The 20,079-nt window shown below is 41.8% G+C and carries 14 protein-coding genes; 7 read left to right on the forward strand and 7 right to left on the reverse strand.

The window, feature by feature from the left end; translation table 11 throughout:
* Nucleotides 1-291: 291 nt before the first annotated feature.
* A complete protein-coding gene (locus tag K8P02_RS11750; protein WP_007486451.1) occupies nt 292-828 on the forward strand; it encodes an ankyrin repeat domain-containing protein in 537 nt (178 codons plus the stop codon).
* A complete protein-coding gene (locus K8P02_RS11755) occupies nt 815-2,527 on the forward strand; it encodes a hypothetical protein (RefSeq protein ID WP_007486449.1) in 1,713 nt (570 codons plus the stop codon). The genes K8P02_RS11750 and K8P02_RS11755 overlap by 14 nt, the downstream gene beginning before the upstream one ends.
* Nucleotides 2,528-2,677: 150 nt before the next feature.
* Here the strand turns inward: K8P02_RS11755 and K8P02_RS11760 are convergent, their stop codons facing one another.
* A complete protein-coding gene (locus K8P02_RS11760; RefSeq protein WP_007486447.1) occupies nt 2,678-4,504 on the reverse strand; it encodes a DNA polymerase III subunit gamma/tau in 1,827 nt (608 codons plus the stop codon).
* Nucleotides 4,505-4,727: 223 nt separating this feature from the next.
* On the opposite strand from K8P02_RS11760, the gene K8P02_RS11765 reads away from it, so the two are divergent.
* Together K8P02_RS11765 and K8P02_RS11770 are read left to right on the forward strand one after the other, a co-directional pair.
* Nucleotides 4,728-5,027 carry an FtsB family cell division protein gene (locus K8P02_RS11765; RefSeq protein WP_002561156.1) on the forward strand — a complete coding sequence of 100 codons (300 nt, stop codon included), beginning with the start codon at nt 4,728-4,730 and terminating at the stop codon, nt 5,025-5,027.
* Entirely contained in the window at nt 5,027-5,368 is a 342-nt protein-coding gene (locus tag K8P02_RS11770; RefSeq protein WP_007486445.1) for a hypothetical protein, read from the forward strand. Before K8P02_RS11765 ends, K8P02_RS11770 begins: the two co-directional genes overlap by 1 nt.
* A gap of 354 nt (nt 5,369-5,722) precedes the next feature.
* Here K8P02_RS11770 and K8P02_RS11775 read toward each other — a convergent pair whose 3' ends face one another.
* A complete protein-coding gene (locus K8P02_RS11775; RefSeq protein WP_002561154.1) occupies nt 5,723-6,334 on the reverse strand; it encodes an OmpH family outer membrane protein in 612 nt (203 codons plus the stop codon).
* Between the two features lie 27 nt (nt 6,335-6,361).
* A complete protein-coding gene (locus tag K8P02_RS11780; protein ID WP_002561153.1) occupies nt 6,362-6,592 on the reverse strand; it encodes a hypothetical protein in 231 nt (76 codons plus the stop codon).
* A gap of 161 nt (nt 6,593-6,753) precedes the next feature.
* Between K8P02_RS11780 and K8P02_RS11785 the strand changes: the two genes are divergently transcribed.
* The 3 genes from K8P02_RS11785 to K8P02_RS11795 all read left to right on the forward strand — a co-directional run bounded on the left by K8P02_RS11785 (nt 6,754) and on the right by K8P02_RS11795 (nt 10,770).
* Nucleotides 6,754-8,214, forward strand: coding sequence for an aminoacyl-histidine dipeptidase (locus K8P02_RS11785; RefSeq protein ID WP_002561152.1), 1,461 nt, complete (start codon nt 6,754-6,756; stop codon nt 8,212-8,214).
* A gap of 77 nt (nt 8,215-8,291) precedes the next feature.
* Nucleotides 8,292-9,725 (forward strand): hypothetical protein, encoded by a 1,434-nt coding sequence (locus K8P02_RS11790; RefSeq protein ID WP_007486443.1) that lies wholly within the window; start codon nt 8,292-8,294, stop codon nt 9,723-9,725.
* A complete protein-coding gene (locus tag K8P02_RS11795; RefSeq protein ID WP_025867934.1) occupies nt 9,718-10,770 on the forward strand; it encodes an endonuclease/exonuclease/phosphatase family protein in 1,053 nt (350 codons plus the stop codon). The genes K8P02_RS11790 and K8P02_RS11795 overlap by 8 nt, the downstream gene beginning before the upstream one ends.
* 7 nt (nt 10,771-10,777) lie before the next feature.
* Here K8P02_RS11795 and K8P02_RS11800 read toward each other — a convergent pair whose 3' ends face one another.
* The 4 genes from K8P02_RS11800 to K8P02_RS11815 all read right to left on the reverse strand — a co-directional run bounded on the left by K8P02_RS11800 (nt 10,778) and on the right by K8P02_RS11815 (nt 20,067).
* Nucleotides 10,778-12,307 (reverse strand): sulfatase, encoded by a 1,530-nt coding sequence (locus tag K8P02_RS11800; RefSeq protein WP_007486441.1) that lies wholly within the window; start codon nt 12,305-12,307, stop codon nt 10,778-10,780.
* 54 nt (nt 12,308-12,361) lie between these two features.
* Entirely contained in the window at nt 12,362-14,176 is a 1,815-nt protein-coding gene (locus K8P02_RS11805; protein ID WP_223381309.1) for an alpha-L-fucosidase, read from the reverse strand.
* Between the two features lie 117 nt (nt 14,177-14,293).
* Nucleotides 14,294-16,966: a glycoside hydrolase family 2 TIM barrel-domain containing protein gene (locus K8P02_RS11810; RefSeq protein ID WP_007486439.1), complete on the reverse strand. Its 2,673-nt coding sequence runs from the start codon at nt 16,964-16,966 to the stop codon at nt 14,294-14,296.
* Nucleotides 16,967-17,031: 65 nt separating this feature from the next.
* Nucleotides 17,032-20,067: a glycoside hydrolase domain-containing protein gene (locus tag K8P02_RS11815; RefSeq protein WP_223381310.1), complete on the reverse strand. Its 3,036-nt coding sequence runs from the start codon at nt 20,065-20,067 to the stop codon at nt 17,032-17,034.
* Between the last annotated feature and the right edge of the window lie 12 nt (nt 20,068-20,079).

Raw genomic sequence — 20,079 nt, forward strand, 5'->3', positions numbered from 1 at the left:
TCATTGTGAATAAGATTTTTAGTAAATTTGTATAGTAAGTTCAATGTTGACTAATTGTTGACTAATGAACTTCCAGAGAGATTATTAACGCGTTGACAATAAAAGGGTTCAGTTGGTTAGAGCGTCAGATTGTGGTTCTGAATGTCGCCGGTTCGAGTCCGGTCTTCCACCCCCAAAGAAAGAGGAATTTCAGTAATGAGATTCCTCTTTCTTTGGGGGTGGAAGACATTTGCGGATGTATTTCTACTTTTTCATACTTTCGTAGATTAGATTCAACAACAATTATTAGATATGATAAAGACCAAACTACTATTGAAGCTTCTATGTTGCCTTCTTTCCCTATCAATTCAGGCACAAAACACAAAAAGAACTCTTCTCCCGGCTCAATATGCCTCCATAAAAACGGGTGATACTTTGACATTACGTCAGATGTTGAATGAGGGAGTCCCGGTGGATGCTGCAGAGGAAGACGGAAAAACACTGTTGATGAAAGCTGCTGCCAAAGGCGATTTAGCACAAATAAAATTCTTACTCGAAGCCGATGCCGATGTGGAGCAAAAAAGCAATAAGGGGTATACTCCATTATATTATGCAGCCAGTGAAAACCAGAAAGAAACCATTGATATGCTACTGAAGGCTGGTGCCGACCTGAACAAAAAAGGACCATTAGGATTATCCATCACTGCAGAAATCAGTTTTTTCCACAACCTTACTATGACGTGTTATCTGTTGGAAAAAGGAGCCAAAGTGGATGAAAAGGAGATAAAAGAATTATTGTGTTACCTGACCTACCAGCATAATGAAAAAAAAACACATGAGAGCAGATGATTACACGCCGGCATTAAAACTCTGGTTGCAACAGGGTGAAAAAATAACAGTCAGCCCACAGGACATTAAAAACAGTAAACTTCTGAGCATGTATGCTATTTCTTCCGAACAAGCTACGGAACTTAGCCTTAAGTTCAGATTGCTTCGACTGCAATTCATAGAAGAGGCCAAACAAGAACAACAAAAAGAGCAACAAAGAAAAGAACGAAAACTGGCAGAATTGCGCGAACAGGATAGCTTGCGCAATCTGATGGAAACCGGAAACTATGATCATAAAAAGTGGGAACTAAATACATCTATCCGCATTATCATAGAAGAAGACGGGACGAGCAGGACGGGAAGCTGGATTCATGCTTCGCCCCGGGTAGATTACCTGCACAATCATATTGGAGAAGGTGCTACGCCAACGCTCGTGCTACTTTCAATACTCGTTGCAGTCATCTTTGTCTGGGTGATGTCCAAAAAAGTATTCCCTTCTATCCGCAAAGAAGAAGGCATGTTTTTTCTCATGCTATACTTTGTCGTCATACAAAGTATCATACTTTATTTTATGTTTTCTTCCCTATATACTGATTTTGACGAACTGATCGTAAGGAATACAGGAAAGGAATATGCCGCCAAGTATGATTACACTGGTTTCCACTTTGTCACAGCAGACAGTATCGCTGTTGTAGTAAAAGGAGTATGCACATTCGATGGCGGAGTAGACTCAGAGACATGCATTCCCATTCGTTACGATGATACAGCAAGGAAGCTGGTTGTCGATATGCAGAAATACACGCTTCGAAATTGGAACCAGATACTCCTTACCGGTATTCTCCTGCTGCTGAACTTCCTGTTGTGCTATGGTAAATTCAATTTCCTATTAAAGAAAGTATTTCGCACCCGGCATTCAAAACATGATACTCCCTATCAAGATTATATCTATTTCCCATGGCACTTCAAAAATAAGAAGTACGAAACATTCGACCAGTTCAAGAGTGAACTGGAACATTGCCGTGCAGAATGGGACATGGAGGATTATTCTGATAAAACATATGAGACACCCTGTATCCTAATCCGATACAATAGAATGACTGAAAAGAACTCACCTCACTTTGAAATAGAAATCCTTCCCGATAACGGAAAATACATTTCTATGGACGAATGGATATATAAACTTCAGAATGAACTCGCTCCTTATATGGAAAGCCTGGGAGAACCTGACAGTGCGAATGTATGGATTCTCAAAGGATGGACAGCAGGAAAGGAAATGAAATGCGATTTGTCACTCTTCTCGTCTTTGGAAGATAGTGATGTGATATTGGCAGATGTCATCTGGAAGTTTACAGAAACGGAATATACGGATTACCGCACCTTTATAAGAGAAGTAATCGTATTTCAATCGGAACACGGAAACCATTTCTGGAATCCGGATGTTGTCGTGATTAAACAACCATCCTTCACCCTTTGCTATTACAACCCGCAAACAAGGCACATGGAGGTATATGATATGGAAGCAGATAACGGTGTAACCTTCACAGAAGGAGAAATTCTGTATAAGATACACAACCGGATGAAAGATATACTGCCCGGTCAGGAGTTTTGCTATCTCCAGTATCTTATCTTCAGATCGTTCGAAGCAGATACGCTGGAAGAATTAGAAAAAAAACAAAACGAAAAGGAACTTTATGACCTGTTTACGACAAATGAGATATAAGCATCTGATGAATTGAAAGGGACGTTTCTAAAAGCATGCAACTCTACAAAGCAGCATTAAATATAATGCCCCGTTACATATATTATTATCCATGATAACATATATTGTAACGGGGCATTACATATATTGGCTTAATCTTTACAACGTACACTAATATAATTCCAACCCGAATTCCTCCTTCAAATGCAATAACGCTTCGTTTTTCTTTGCCATCATCTGGAACTTCTCCACACGACTAAACGCCCGTACATTTTCTGCTGCCTCACTGACACGGACCGTCATTCTCACTTTCCGGTTCTTTAAACGGCTTCGAAGATAGTTCTGTATATCCGGAATCATAGAAGTGAAATCCTTTGCTACAATCTCATTATCTACCACAACCTCGAAAGTTATAGCATCACTAAGCAATGTCAAACGTATATTCTGCATACGCATAGCAAGTGCTTTATGCTCCACAGGAAGACGACCGGCATACTCCTGCCAGTAATAATTCAAATCCTTTTCATTGAATATATAATCCTCTTCAGGTTGAACCTGTGCGTGAGCAGGTGTCTGGACAGCTGTTGTACTCTGTGCAGCAGCTTCCTTTTGAGGATGCCTGATAGACACTCCAAGACTGGACTTACTCATTACAGGAATTTTCTTCTCTTCCTGCACAGCGGCTTTCACCACAACATCAGATACACCCGCAGCAGACGAAGTAGAAGTTCCGGTAGCAGAAACAGATTGAGCCGGAGCAGATTGAGCCGGATGAACATTTGCAGTTTGTTGCTGAGCTTGGGGTGCAACAGGAGCATTCTGTGGTTGCTGAGCAGCTACAGATTGCGTAAATATGGGTTTTATAGCTTGTTTAGGGCCACGCCCACCACCCACATCATCCCCCTCGATGGTAAGCTGGGCAACCTGTATCAAAGTCAGTTCTACCAGCAAACGCTTGTTTTTGCTGGCCCGGTAATTCATATCACAATCATTACAGAGCTTCATAGCCCGATATAGAAAAGGTAGCGGACACTTTTGCGCCTGCTCCTGATAGCGCTGACGAATACTGGCTCCTACTTCAAGCAATGCTAAAGTAGCGGGATCTTTACTCACAAGCAAATCACGAAAATGCGACGAAAGCCCTGTTATGAAATGGCTACCATCAAAGCCTTTATTCAATACATCATTGAATAACAGCAGCGCATCACTTACTTTATTTTCGAGAAAACAATCGGTCAGTCTGAAATAATATTCATAATCCAACACATTGAGATTCTCAATAACACTCTTATAGGTAATATGCCCACCGGTGAAACTAACTACCTGATCAAAGATAGAAAGAGCATCGCGCATGCCACCATCTGCTTTCAGTGCTATGACATTCAGCGCTTCGGGTTCAGCTGTTATATTCTCTTTGGAAGCAACATAAGTTAAGTGCTGTACCGTATCGTCCACACTGATACGATTGAAATCATAAATCTGGCAACGCGACAAAATAGTAGGAAGTATTTTATGCTTCTCCGTTGTAGCCAAAATAAAAATAGCATGACGGGGAGGCTCTTCCAGCGTTTTCAGGAAAGCATTGAAAGCAGAAGCAGACAACATATGCACCTCATCAATGATATACACTTTATACTTACCTATCTGAGGCGGGATGCGCACCTGCTCTACCAACTGACGGATATCATCCACCGAGTTATTGGAAGCTGCATCAAGTTCATGTATATTATACGAACGTTGCTCATTGAAAGCCACACAAGACTCACAAGCATTACACGCTTCCCCATCGGCAGTAAGCGACATACAGTTGATAGTCTTGGCAAAAATACGGGCGCAAGTTGTTTTTCCTACTCCACGGGGACCACAAAACAGATAGGCATGAGCCAGTTTCTGTGTGGCAATGGCATTTTTCAGTGTCGTAGTCAATGCCCGCTGACCTACCACCGACTCAAAGGTGGACGGACGATACTTACGGGCAGATACAATATAGTTTTCCATACGTCAGAATCTCTCTGTTTTTTTGAGTTTCTACAAAAATAGTGCAATGAGAACAAAGTCAGGGCTGCCTAAGCTATGTCAAGTACAACCTATTTTTGCTTTCACTGCAAATGTACGCAAAAAAAGTAAGAAGTAATAAGTGACGAGTGAGAAGTTTTAGGCAAGAAGTGGCAACTTTTAAGTTATAAGTTTTATCTTTGCATTCAGAATTAAAGGAGAAATCATGGGCAATTTACTAACAATCTGGGAGTTCATCGGTAAGCATAAATACCTTATCACTATTCTGATTTTTGCAGCCATCATTGGTTTTCTGGATGAGAACAGTGCCATTCGTCGCATTGGATACACACGTGAAATCAGTCGCCTGCAAAGCGAAATTGATAAATATCGTGCCGATTACGAAGAAAACACAAAGAAGCTCAACGAACTAAGCAGTAATCCGGATGCCATTGAGCAGATAGCACGTGAAAAGTACCTGATGAAGAAACCGAACGAAGACATTTACGTATTTGAAGATAAATAATGAAGCAACTCATACCCGCACTTTTCGCCGTAGGCGCTCTCATGGCTCTTATTGGAGCAGCAGTATTCATCACCGGATGGATTTATGCACCTTATATATATACCATTGGTGCAGGCTTTGTAGCACTGGCACAAATCAACACTCCCGTTCACGGTAAAAGTAAAACACTGAAACGCTTGCGCATTCAGCAGATATTCGGAGCAATTGCACTTGTACTGACCGGAGCCTTCATGTTTTTCACGCGTGGCAATGACTGGATCGCATGTCTCACTATTGCTGCCATTCTCGAACTCTACACAGCTTTCCGTATTCCACAGGAAGAAGCCAAACTACAACAATAATATTTCCGGCATCGGAAGGTACATCAGCAATGGTTATTATTGACGCAGATTAGTGCGATTTTGATCAATATGTCACCACAGAGAACGCAGAGAACACGGAGTTTTAAATCTTTACTAAACGCAAATGAACGCAAATTCTCGCAAAGGGAAATAACAATAAAATAAAGAACTACCGTTTTTTATCTGTGTTCATCTACGATCATCCGCGTTTCATCAGAGAAAATAATATCTCTGTGCCCTCCGTGTCTTCTGTGGTGAACTGATTTATTTCCGGTCAGCTTTGAACTCATTACTAATAAAAAAAGGCAATCCCGTTTATCACGAAACTGCCTTTAACTCTAAGTTTTTTATCTATTACTTCTTAGGTGCAGAAGTATATCTTGCATTCAAACCGTCGATAATCTCTTGTGTGATATTGAATGAACTATCGGCATAAAGCAGATTATCAAAACCTGTATTACTCAAAATCAGATTGTAACCTTTAGTTTTGTTATACTCTTTCAAGAAAACGTTGATAGAGTCACGCAACTGCAAACTATTCTTCTGATTCTCTGTAGCCAGCTGATTGGACAGGTTATTTTGTAACACCTGCAGATCTTGCTGCATCTTCATCAAACGGTTATACTCCTGTTGAGCTCTTTCCGGAGATATGAATGCATTGTTTTCATATTTCTTTTGGAACTCTTTCTGTTCCTTATCAAGAGCAGCAGCCTTCTGATTCAACGTCATACGGATGTTCTCTTCCTTTTTCATCATGGCCTCATTCAGGTCAATGCAAAAATTATATTTGGAAAGCAATGTATCTACTTCAACGTAAGCGATTTTTAAATCACCGGATACAGTAGCAGCCGCTGCTTCTCCGCCAGTTGTCGTAGTTTGTGTGTCAGCCTTACCTGCGCATTGTGAAAATAAAACGATAATCGCAAGAGCAGCAAAACCGTTAATGAGGCAATTTATTCTCTTCATAACTTGTAAAATATAGTTTTTAATTAATTAGTTCATACTATCGTTTAAGGCTTTTTCAAGATCAGCAATAGAACGACGCCTTTGTTGTGCTTCACGGTCCTGAGACTGAGCACAGCCAATTCCCTTTTCTCTCAGTGATTTATTACCACTCACATGTCCATTAGGGAATTTTCCACCCTTTACAAAAAAGACTTTGAGACCTAATAATACGAGACAAATAGCAACTATTAACAGAGTAAACAGTATTGTATTAAGCATTTCTATTAATTTTGTGGGTGCAAATATAGACTTTTGTATGGACTCAACCGCCTTTTTTATTATAAAAAAAGAGAAACGTGCTCATAAACCTCAAGAGTTTTAACCATATTTAGCAGTATGACGTTAAATTTGAATCATTCACTTAAATAAAAAGAAAAAGAATGGAAAAACAAGAACTAAAGCCAACAGGCGTATTCAAGTATTTTGCAGAAATATGCCAGGTGCCACGTCCTTCAAAGAAGGAAGAAAAAATTATCGCATATTTAAAAGCATTCGGAGAAAAACATAATCTGGAAACCAAAGTAGATGAAGCCGGAAATGTATTAATCAAGAAGCCCGCTACTCCAGGCAAAGAAAACCTGCAAACCGTAGTATTACAATCGCATGTAGACATGGTATGCGAAAAGAATAACAATGTGGAGCATGACTTCCTCACCGACCCTATCGAAACAGAAATAGATGGTGAATGGCTGAAAGCAAAAGGTACAACATTGGGAGCAGACAACGGCATCGGTGTAGCTACCGAACTTGCTATCCTTGCCGACGATACTATTGAGCACGGACCATTGGAGTGCTTATTCACTGTAGACGAAGAAACCGGACTCACCGGAGCATTTGCCCTGAAAGAAGGATTTATGAACGGAGATATCCTGTTAAACCTCGACTCAGAAGACGAAGGAGAACTGTTTATCGGGTGTGCAGGAGGAATTGATTCTGTTGCCGAATTCACATATAAAGAGGTAGAAGTACCAGCCGGATATTTCTTCTTTAAAGTAGAAGTGAAAGGCCTGAAAGGTGGACACTCCGGTGGTGATATCCATTTGGGACGTGGCAATGCCAATAAAATACTAAATCGTTTCCTCAGTCAGATGAGTACGAAGTACGACTTATATCTGTGCGAAATCAATGGAGGAAACCTGCGCAATGCCATTCCTCGCGAAGCATATGCTATCTGTGCTGTTCCTGAAGATGCAAAACATGACGTACGGGCAGACCTTAACGTATTCACAGCTGAGGTAGAAAACGAACTTGCCGTAACAGAACCTGATTTAAAACTTGTATTAGAATCAGAAACTCCCCGTGCTAAAGCAATTGATCAGGATACCACCGCCCGTTTATTCAAAGCACTCTATGCAGTACCCCACGGAGTATATGCCATGAGTCAGGATATTCCCGGATTGGTAGAAACATCTACTAACCTGGCATCTGTCAAGATGAAACCGGATAACGTTATCCGCATTGAAACCAGCCAACGCAGTTCTATCCTTTCTGCCCGTAACGACATGGCAAATACAGTCCGTGCAGCTTTCCAACTGGCAGGTGCAAAGGTCAGTTTCGGAGAAGGCTACCCAGGCTGGAAGCCTAACCCGCACTCAGCCATCCTTGAAGTGGCGGCTGCTTCTTACAAACGCTTGTTTGGTGTAGACGCTAAAGTGAAAGCCATCCATGCCGGTCTGGAATGCGGACTTTTTCTCGACAAATATCCCTCATTAGACATGATTTCCTTTGGTCCTACATTGACCGGGGTCCACTCACCGGATGAGCGTATGCACATTCCTTCGGTAGATAAATTCTGGCGTCATCTGCTGGACGTACTGGCAAATATCCCGGAAAAGAAATAATAAACCAACGCGTTTGCCGTTAATATTAGGCACGGATTCCTCTATCCGTGCCTGATTTTTATATATAAAATTAAGGTATGAAAAGAAATCTGATACATATTCTCCTCTTTCTGTTTACAGGTCTGGCATTGTTTTCAGCTTGTGACGATGAGAACTTTTCTACCGATTCTTCTCTCAAACTGGCCTTCTCTTATGACACCCTGCGTATGGATACTGTGCTGGCAGGTATCGGTACTTCCACTTACCAGTTAAAAGTGTACAATCGCAATAAGGAATCGCTGGTCATTTCATCCATCACCCTGGCAGATGCAGCCAACTCCGGTTTCCGCATCAATGTAGATGGAGCTAAAGGCAACCACTTTTCAGACGTTGAATTACGGGGTAAAGATAGCTTGCTTATTTTTGTAGAAGCTACGTTAGCTCCCGAAGACCGTGATGTTCCTTTTTTCAAAAAAGACTCCATCGTGTTTATCACGAATGGCAACTGGCAGGATGTTAAATTACAAGCATACGGACAAGACTTTCTCTCTTTACGTAAAAAAGAAATCACCCAGGATACACTAATCAGTTCATCCCGCCCTATCGTTATTTATGATAGTTTGAGCATAAAAGAAGGTGCCCGGCTTACTCTTGCTGCCGGAACACGCCTTTATTTCCATGGTAAATCAAGTATACAGGTACATGGACAACTTGTGGCAGAAGGTACACTTAATGCTCCCGTTGTATTCCGGGGCGACCGTACTGATAAAATGTTTTCTAACCTCCCCTACGACCGTTTGCCGGGTCAATGGGATGGTATTCGCTTCCATACCTCCAGCTATGAGAACTCACTGAACTTTGTCGATATTCACGGAGGAATATATGGTATCCGCTGCGATTCGGCTGCTGTAGACCGAAAGAAACTCACACTTACTAATTCTGTTATCCGCCAGGTATCGGGCAATGGGTTGGAAATGACTTCCTGCCAGGCAACCATAGGAAACAGTGAGATTAGTAATGCCGGTGGCCACTGTGTCAGCCTGCTTGGAGGTGATTATGAATTCGTACACTGCACACTGGCCAATTATTACAGTTGGGATATCAAGCAAGGGGTCGCCCTTGCCCTCAGTAACGAGAAGAAAGAAATTGCTTATCCACTGACATTAGCTGCGTTCCGTAATTGTATCATAGCCGGTTCGTCCAGTGATGAGATTAGTGGCGGACGTTCAAAAGACTCTTCTATACCTTTTAATTATTATTTCTCCTATTGCCTTATAAACTCAATAGAGGAAAAAAATGATAAGATAGTGAATGTTATATGGAAAAAAGATGATAACTTCCAATTGATAGACAAACGGGGAGAACAATTGTACGATTTCCAATTAACTCCTAAATCGGCCGCCATCAATATAGGACTGGCTGATGATGCCCGCAACTATCCGCAGGACTTAAAAGGAATGCCCCGTCTTGAAGATGAAGCACCGGATGCCGGATGTTACGAATGGAAAGAGAAAACAGAAGAAAATGAATAAAGGGATAATTATCTTATTATTACTTTTCTTATCCCCCTCCTTACTCACAGCGCAAAAAGAAAAGAATTTCCGTGTGATGTGCTGGAATGTGGAAAACCTGTTCGATATCCGTCATGACTCTCTAAAGAATGATTATGAATTTCTCCCCAATGCGCTTCGTCACTGGAATTACACCCGTTACAAAAAGAAACTGGTAAGTATAGCACGTGTTATTACAGCGGTTGGAGAATGGACTCCTCCCGCATTAGTAGGACTTTGCGAAGTAGAGAATGACAGTGTCATGCGAGATCTTGTACATTACTCCCCTTTAAAAGAACATGGATATCGTTATGTTATGACTCACTCTCCCGACGAACGGGGCATCGACGTGGCCTTGCTTTATCAGCGTGACCGTTTTAAATTATTATTCCATCGATCTGTTCCAATAGACAACGTCCATTTACACAAGCGCCCTACAAGAGATATTCTACATGTTTGCGGACTTTTATCCACCGGTGACAGCCTGGACGTATTGGTAGTTCATCTTCCTTCCCGTTCAGGAGGAGCCAAAGAATCGGAACCTTATCGCCTGTCCGTTGCAAAGAAAATCAGATTAGAAGCAGACAGTATACTAACCTCCCGCCGTCGTCCACAACTGATCATCATGGGAGACTTCAATGACTATCCGGATAATAAATCTATTACGGAAGTCCTTGCAGCCATTGCGCCTCCTCCCTATCCCGAAGCATTAAAACTATATCATTTATTAGCCGGAAAAGCCAAAGCCGGAAAACATACATTCGGCTCTTATAAATATCAGGGAGAATGGGGGCTATTGGATCACATGATTGTTTCCGGCACTCTCCTGAATATTTCTGCACCTTTTTTTACCAATGAAGAAAGGGCAAACGTAAGCCGCCTGCCCTTTCTGTTATCCGATGATGATAAATATGATGGAAAACAACCTTTCCGCACTTATTATGGTATGAAATATTTAGGCGGATACAGTGACCATCTACCTATATATACCGATTTTGAGCTGAAAGAAAATCAAAACAGTTTCTAATGTTCCATTATTCCACTCCTGACCCATCCGGGTATTTCACAAAATCTCCGGTAACTTTTACTACAGGCATGGTAGCATTTGTCTTCTTTAAATGGCGAGTCAAATCCTTTGCCAGTTTCAAAGCTATCTTCTGATATGCTTTTTCGCCGATGAGATTTTGTTGTTCCGAGATATCTTCTTTCAGATTGAACAGAGCCGACGTCTGCGATTCATAGTAGTAAATCAACTTCCAGTCTCCTTCAATAACAGCACTTTGCGGAGCACCGGTCGTTTCGTACCGTTCTCCCCAGTTATTAGGATAATGAAAATACAAAGGTCTCTTCTGATCTCCCTGTTTCCCTTTTAACTGTGCAACAAAACTTCTACCATCAATAATCTGTGGAGTATGTATTCTCCCTTTCATTCCGGCTAACTCCAGTATACTGGGAAAGAAATCTTCTATTATCACAGGAGTTACATTCACTGTAGCAGGTTGTGTGACTCCCGGCCAACAAACAATCATTGGCTCACGAATCCCACCTTCTTTTAACGAACCCTTTCCCTCACTCAACGGATAATTTTTATTTGTACGTCCAATGGTATATCCCCCGTTATCGGACATAAAAATAATAACTGTGTTTTGAGCAATACCTTTTACTTCCAGATAGTCCATAAGATCTCCCAAACTCTTATCCATGCCTTCCACCAATCCGGCATACTGCGCTTCCTTATGCGAAAGCCCTTTGGCTATGTATCTATCATAAAATCTTTTGTCAGTAGCAAAAGGAGCATGAACAGCATAATGGCTCATATACAAAAAGAAAGGTTTTTCTTTGGCAAGTGCTTTATCCATAAGCCCTTTGGCTTCTAAAGTCAAAGCCTCAGTCAGGAAAGTATCCGTACCATGATATTTTTCCAGATCCGGTACTGCCCATATCTTTGCCCATTCCGGATTTCCGTTCGCACCATATCCTTCTTCTCCCAGATAACTTCCCATAGCCCCGGCAGCATGTCCGGCGATGTTATAATCGAAACCAATAGTCAACGGATCAGCAGCCGGAGTATCCAAGGAACCAAAATGCGCCTTACCTACCATCATGGTTGTATATCCGTTTTCACGAAGCAATTCCGGCAGACATTTAGCATAAAAAGTGTAAGGTATACCTTCCTGCGGGCACAAGCCATTATAATTCCAATCACCGAATGCCAGCAAATCGTTCTTCCTGTCTGTCGAAACATCTTTCTTCAAGGTCCAGTTAGTCACCCGGTGCCTTGCTGCATTAGCTCCGGTGAAAAGGCTCACCCGTGATGGTGAACTGATCGAGTTGGCATAAGCATGAGTAAACTTAACCCCCATTTGAGAAAGTCGCTCCATATTGGGCGTATGATAAATCTGGTTTAGTTCCGTTGTCTCCGTCCAGAAAGGAACCGAAGTATCCTGCCACCCCATATCATCCACCAAAAAGAGGATGATATTAGGCTGTTGTTGGGCTGTTAACGGTCCGGATAAAATCAAGACAGAAGCAGCAGTCCATAATTTACGCTTATCTACATTCATGGTATTTTCTTGTTTAATAGTTTTTTTCTGTTACAACTTGACAACTGCTTTAATTTACTTTTCAGTAGTTACGCCAATCTCATTCATTTCCACCTTTGCAGGAGTATCAGTCGGCGTAGTAGCTACCAACCTGATAAAACGTGCCTTCACTTTTTCCTTAAATGGTACTGTTTGCGGAAGCGGGTTGTGCATGATGTTACTAAATTCACCATTTACAGGCACTTCCTGCCAATTATTTCCATCAGTACTTACAAAGAATTTATACTTGAATGCCATGGTCGGTTTTGCCTCAGCCTTAGCAGGAGCATATGTAAAAGCACTTAATATTACCGATTTACCTAAATCAATGGTAAGTGGAGAATCAGACACCTGTTTCCAGGTAGTACGCGGCAAATTATTCCAATCCACCTCTTCACTTTCTTCTTGCAAAGGAGCCACATAGAAAGCTGTTACCCGGCTGATATTAGCAGTCAGACGACAACTTTTAATTTTAATTCTTAACTGATTGGCTTTTACATCAGGAAAACGTAACAAACGCTTATAACCAACCGTAGTCCCCTGAGCTATCTCTTTCCAACCATCAGCAGTCTGTGCCTCCACAGAAAAAGCTTCTACACGTTGTCCTCTTGCGATATCTTCCTGCAACATCACTACATTAATTTCCGAGCCGGATTTCAGTTTATAGGTACGCTCTCCATTCGAAATAGCTTCCCATAATTTCTGTCCCTCCTTCACCCTGTCATCGGCAAAAGCCTGTTTACGATATTCGGCAAACTCTTTCAAACGAGTCACATCCGCCTCATTAATCAATCCGCGACGATCCGGCGGAATATTCAATAACAAGACAGAATTGTAACCAACGGATTGGAAATAGATATCCGCCAAATGTTTCAGACTTTTCACCTTGTTATCCTCTTCTTTATGATAGAACCATCCCGGACGAATAGAAACATCCACCTCAGACGGGTACCAGAAGAGTTCGGTTGCATTCTTCAGTATATCACGACTCCCTAAATCTTCTGCCTTACTGAACACTCCCAACCGTTTATTATTTTCCTCCGAACGGGCATAGATTCCCGGAGTAAGTACCGTAGCATTCCATTCCGTTTCACGGCCAATTCCTTTTTCATTACCAACCCAACGCACATCATCTCCCATTATAGCCATCACAGCCTTAGGCTGCAACTTCTGAATCGTTTTATAAAACGCATCCCAGTCATAGACCTGTTTTTTCCCGTTAGGACCTTCACCATTTGCACCATCAAACCACACCTCGTGTACTTCTCCGTAGTTAGTAAGCAACTCCGTCAATTGTTGAATAAAAAACTGATTATATTTCGGAGAATCGCCATAACATGAAGCGTTTCTGTCCCATGGAGAGAGATAAACACCGAACTTCATTCCATATTTATCACAAGCATCACGAAGTTCTTTCACAACATCCCCTTTACCATTCTTCCAGGAAGAAGAAGCTACGGAATGGGTTGTAGTTTTGGTAGGCCACAAACAGAAACCATCATGATGTTTAGCCGTTAAAAGGACCATTTTAAAACCAGCATCTTTCAGTGTACGTACCCACTGCTCTGCATCCAACTGTGAAGGATTAAACAAAGCCGGATCTTCTGTCCCGTCTCCCCATTCACGCCCGGTAAAAGTATTAATACCGAAATGCAGGAATGCTGTCAGTTCCATCTGTTGCCAGGCCAATTGCTGTGGAGTCGGCACTAACCTCGCCGCCATATCTACTTTCTCCTGAAGTGTGGCATTCTGTGGAAACTCCAAATGCTTCACATAATACCCTTTCTCATTTTGTGCCTGTCCACTACAAATCGAAGCGAACAGAATGACTAATAATAAAAGTTTTTTCATTGGTTGTATATTTACGTTTACTTCACTATATTCACCATAGAGCACACTACAGAGTACTATTGTTGAAACTAAAATAAATAAAACTCTGTGTGACTCTGTGAAACTCTGTGGTGAATATTATCTTTTTTCTCCGAAATCAGTTTGTTGCTGTTCCACTTCTTTCAATTTATATTGATTCAATTCCATCTGCAATTTCTTTACTTCACGGGCACAATCTTCATCTCTCACTTTATCTACACTTTTTTCCCGAACCATTTTAACAGCTGCGTTTTCTTCCGCTACATCAAAAATTAAAGGATAAATGACCGGATGTGTCTCTATCTCAATCGCTTCACTGGCAGGCATCTGCTTACCTTCTATCAATACAGAAGCACGAATTTTAATCTTCCCCGGAGTGGTAGTGGACTTCACAAGCACAGGTGCCGTACCCCACTGTACGGGACGAGGATTGGCCATCACATCCTCTCCACCCAAAATTACACCTTCACCCTCTATTTCAAAACGAATAAAATAATTATTCAAACGCTTAATATTTCCATTATCATCAGCAACAGCTGCAATCACCGTCACAATATCCGAACCGTTAGCCTCCATATTCATACCCTCATTATCAACCCATAACAAAAGCCTTGAAGGGCGACGTGACGGTGACACCTTATGAGTAGCCACTACTTTTCCATCCATAAGTCCTTCTGCAAGCATATATACATCTGCTTGTTTTCTCTGACGGGACAAAGCCTTATCCTGCATAAAATCATATACATCCTTAAATGTTATCACAGGCGAAGGCATCCCTTTCTCTCTTTTTTCTTTTTTATAATTATACTGTTTACCATCCTTAAATACCGTCAGGCGAACTTCTTCACAATTGGAGTAAACCGTCACATCCTTTGGTGAGAAAGGAGTCATAGCATGCGCAATATATACCATTGGCCCGGTTTCGGCAATCAAATCTGTCTTTTGCAGACTACGCTGTGACTTAAACATATAATATGAATATTTGGGCTGGCGGAAAGCATCCATAATCCCTCCATAAAACGGATCGGGATGATATCCCCGCTGATGATCGAATGAATGCCATAAACAGCCTCCGATATGTTGACGGGTTGTTTGGAACAACGTTTCATAACAAGTATACGGATAAGAAGGATTAGCATATCCCTGTGCCTGAATCAACATAGGTGTTTCTCCCCAGGCACGACTGGCACGACTGGGAGAATTATGCGAACTCCAATCATCCACATTGTCTCCCCATTCACGAGTGAAATACGTTATTTCCGGATGTTCTGCTTCTTCTTTATCTACTCCTCTCAAATGAGGATGTTTGAAAAGCACAGGGAAGTATTCATGCCCTTTGGCCTCTGAATCACAACCTGTATAGCAATAAGGGTATGGATATTCTTCCATCACAATATCTCTCACTTTCTGTGCAAAGTCGGCTGGATACCAGGTCTCATTCAGAATAGGTTCCCACATCCATACAGAAGGATGGTTACGATCTCGCCGCACCATGTTCCGGATATCCGAATATACCCGCTGAGCAAACTCGGGAGCCTCATTCCAGAACTGCCATCCCGGAGTATTGACAATCACGAAAAGTCCAAGTTCATCACAAGCATCCATAAAAGCCGGGTCTTGTGGATAATGGGCGTTCCTGATCACTTTCAGTCCTGCATCTCTCAACTTCTTCGCATCCCGCCAGTGCATACTGTTAGAAAGTGCATTGCCTACAACAGCAAAATCCTGATGGCGATTGGCTCCAATCAATGGAGCATCATAAGGTTTCCCATTGAGCCAAAAACCGTCTTTTCCTTTAAATTCGATACTGCGTACACCAATACGACGTTTATATCCATCAATCGTATTTCCGTGGTTATCCTGTACATATACATGCAGTTGATACAAATAAGGAGAATCCGGCGACCAAAGGTGAGGGTCAGAAATTCTGATCTTATTGGCAACAACCGCAGCCTTTTGTTTTCCAACAGAAAGTTTGTGAGTAGCTTCACCAACCTTTTCAGCATTAGCATCCAACAGTTCATAGACGACCCTCCCGTTAAAAGACTGTTTACGGTCATTTCTAACCTGTATATTCAGTAAAATATCCGCTGTCTGCTCTGACACTTTATCAAAAGCCACAAACAAACCACCTCCTGCTACCTGATTCTCATAATTCGGATCAGTTATATAAACATCATTGTGAGCTATCAACCAGCAATCCCGGTAAATGCCCCCGCAATAAGTAAAGTCCAATACATCCTGTGCCTTCCCGGGAGGATAAGAAGGATCATCGCTATTATCGGCCCATACCGCTATTACATTCTCTTTTTCAAAAGTCACATAAGGAGTTATATCGGCAATTACGGGCAGAAATCCTCCGAAATGTTCATTAATCAACTGACCATTTATCCATACCTTTGACTTCCCCATAATAGCTTCGAAATGGAGAAACAGCTTTTTACCTTTAAGACTATTGTCAGGAGTGAAATGCTTACGATACCATACTTCCCCCTGATAATTTATACATCCGCTTGCTTCAGTCGGTAAATATTCTATCCCGTCCGGTAATGAAACAACCGCCCAGTTATCATCATCAAAATCTACCCGATAAGCCTCCGGAGCACTTCCTTTATAAAAACGCCAGGCCGGGTTCATCGAATATACTTCACGCCCTGTGTGCTCCAGAGGATAAAAACCAGCCACAGAATATTGAGGCTGAAAAGCTGCCTTTACCGGAACGATCGACATCAGGAGTAAGAGCAATAAATAAAAATCTTTCCTCATAATCATTTCGTCATTTATTATTGTTTTTCATCAATTATAATTCAATACATCCCCTCAGTTAAAAGAATAAATCAATACTCTAAATAGAGTAACCACCCTTGCCGGGGTTGAAGTGTAATCTTATCTCCTACTTTCCATTCACCCGCTGGTTGGAAATCCGGTATTTCCGGTGCAATTATCCTCACTTTGCCCGGTTCCATCCCCAACTGTTTCCAATCCGGATTTAACTCTACCACCTTCACTTCATCCGAATAATTACCCAAAGAGAGTAACACCCTATCGGATTTACGATAAGCCGTAACTTTCACAGCCTCATCAGAAACAGTCACTGCCGGTGTATTTTCCCAAAATCCCAATACGGTAGCATCGGCTATTCCAAATTCATCCCAAATACGCCATACCGCACGCGGATCACAATTGACTCCCTCCGTAAACCATGGATAACGTACTGTCATACCATACTGCATTCCTAACCACGCATTTCCACCTCTGAAGAGCATATCTCCTGTCAGTCCGAAAGGAATACCCGATGATTCAACCAGCCAGTTGGCTGCCGACATTTTATCATATAAGAAACTTTCTCCAAACCACAGTTTATCTATATACGGGAAAAATTCCATATACTGATTGACAGGCCCTTTAGAGAAACCAGTATTAGAGTGAAGGTCTATCAGACAATCCGGCTTTACACTTTCCATAGCCCGGCGCATACGTTTCAATATACAACGATCAAAAGAAACATCATCCAGATAAATCCCGTCAATATCATAATTACGTACCATCCAGGCAAGTCCTTCGATGTAGTAATTATACCAACGAGAATCACTTTCTGCTGTCAAAATAGAAGCATCGGCAGTAATCCCCAACTCATTTGTATATTCAAAATGCTCATACCATTGTGGTGTATAATCTGTCACAAAATGTTCACGGCACCACGGAAACCCTCCTCCCTTACCGTCTTTCAGAATTTCATGTCCCAAACTCCTTATAGCCCATATCTCAGCAGTCGCATTACTCAGTTCACGAAGTGTATAATAAATTTTCACCTTGCATCCCTTTTGATGCCATTCTTTTGTGAAATTCTTTATTTTACCTCCGGTCAGGAACGGATAATTAATAAACGGATTATACTCGTTTCCCTGATGCATATTAATAATGCGTATGCCAGCTTTCAGATCTTCAGCCTGTGGAGTTGGTTTAGGGCCGTTGTGATAATAACGGTCTGTAAATTGCCTGTCAAAATGAATGGGTTTCACCGGAGTAATAATCATAGCAAAATCAAAATGAATGGGTTTCTCCGCTTCCAAAGTCCTGCTACCACTATATGCGGTAACCTGCACTTTTCCCGCCTCCTTTCGGATGGAGAATCCTCCTTTCCCACTATTATACCAGCTTTCAGGATATGCCGGACGATACAAATTCAATAACGGTCCGCTATAAGTACTCCCCCTGAATTCACAATGAATACCAGCATGTGCATTCCCGATCCAAAAACTATCAAATGGCCATAAACCGTGTTGCTCTTTAGAAGTAGCTAAAGATATTCCCGGCTCCTCTACTTTTCTCTCCGCAGCATCCCACTTCCCGTTATATTGTTGCGGTGTCTCTTGTCCCAGTAATCCTGCTCCCAGAAAAAAAGAACCGACTTCAGCTTTCACCGGAATCTCCAATCGAATATCTTCTACTTCAACTGTTTTTTTAGGGGTAAGTGTATATACATAATTCATCCAGCCATCAAACTCCATCACACTTCTGCAAGTCACAATCAAATCGTTATCTTCCGCTTTCCAGCTCCTGCTCACGTGTCCATTTGTCTGTTCTGTCAGTAAAGCAGAACCTTTCAATTCTTTATCTCCTTCAGTGGTCCGGATAATAAATTTCACCGGACTTTCAAGAATTTCCGTATTCCATGCTTCTATTTGTCCCGGTAGCCCTGTTGGCTCATCAATTGATACTGTACGTCCCAAACAGCCCACCTCATTCTTGCTCACCGTCATCGAAGCATACGGTTGAGTCGGCATATCCGATATGCCCAAAGTAGAATTCAGCCATCTCAGCCTGCTATGTCTCCACAGTTCACTATCCCCTCTGTCAGCAAGAGGCTCTCCTTCGATACGAATGCTCAACGGTACTACTCCTTTTCTTCCGGATTCGTCACTTATCACTATCGTACCCTGATACAGTCCCGCTTTTTGCCCGGCAGGGACATCTATTCCAAACCATAAAGGTTGTACATACCCTTTGCCTACATTAACCTCTTTGCGGAATTCTTTTCCATAAGGATCGATACCTTCTACATTAAAACAGGTAATGGCCTGTTGTGGAATACGCTCCGCACCGCATTGCAATGCAGAGGCTTTATAAGATATTTTATTAACTTCTCCTCTACCGGCCCATAACCCAATCTGAAAAGTATAATATTCATTGGGAGCTGCCATACCTCTGAAAACCTGTCCCTGTGGTTGGTCCATCCATTTCAACGGAAGATGATCACGCATCCGGATCGGATTAGTCCGATCCTCCGAAAACAGATAGAGTGGCGTTCTGTACTTTTTCATATACTGCTCTTTCTCTATCCCGGTAGCTGTAACTTCCATCGGATAAAAGCTGTCAAATTTCGTTCGTGATTCTACCTTTGTCACCAATGCCTGCGGAATATCTTTTACTCTGTCTATCTCCGTCAACCAGACCGAATCAGGTGCTTTCTCTTTAGCTATATAATCACCATTATAAGCACCATATCCATGCACCACTTTATAAGGCAGATAATAAAAGTAATACAATCCTTTAACGGCTGGTCCAAACATCAATTTACATTTTTCAGCAGATACATCCACTCTTTTTATATTCTGTACCGTATCACCCGTTTCCGCATGTAAAATCAAAAAACACGTCTCATCTATATTCCGGTCCGGACGACGCCAGTCAAAATCAAGTGTAAACACTTCCGATGATTCATCTATTTGTAATATGGCACGATGATTCCCCAATGACTCCTCCCAGGGAATATTCGGTACACTATATACATACCTCGCACCTTGTGCATTCAACAATCCGGCTATACCAGATAAAACAATAAAGAACAAATATACTTTACAGCTTTTCATAACATTTATTTA

This window comes from Bacteroides nordii (genome assembly GCF_019930665.1).
Lineage (GTDB): Bacteria > Bacteroidota > Bacteroidia > Bacteroidales > Bacteroidaceae > Bacteroides > Bacteroides nordii.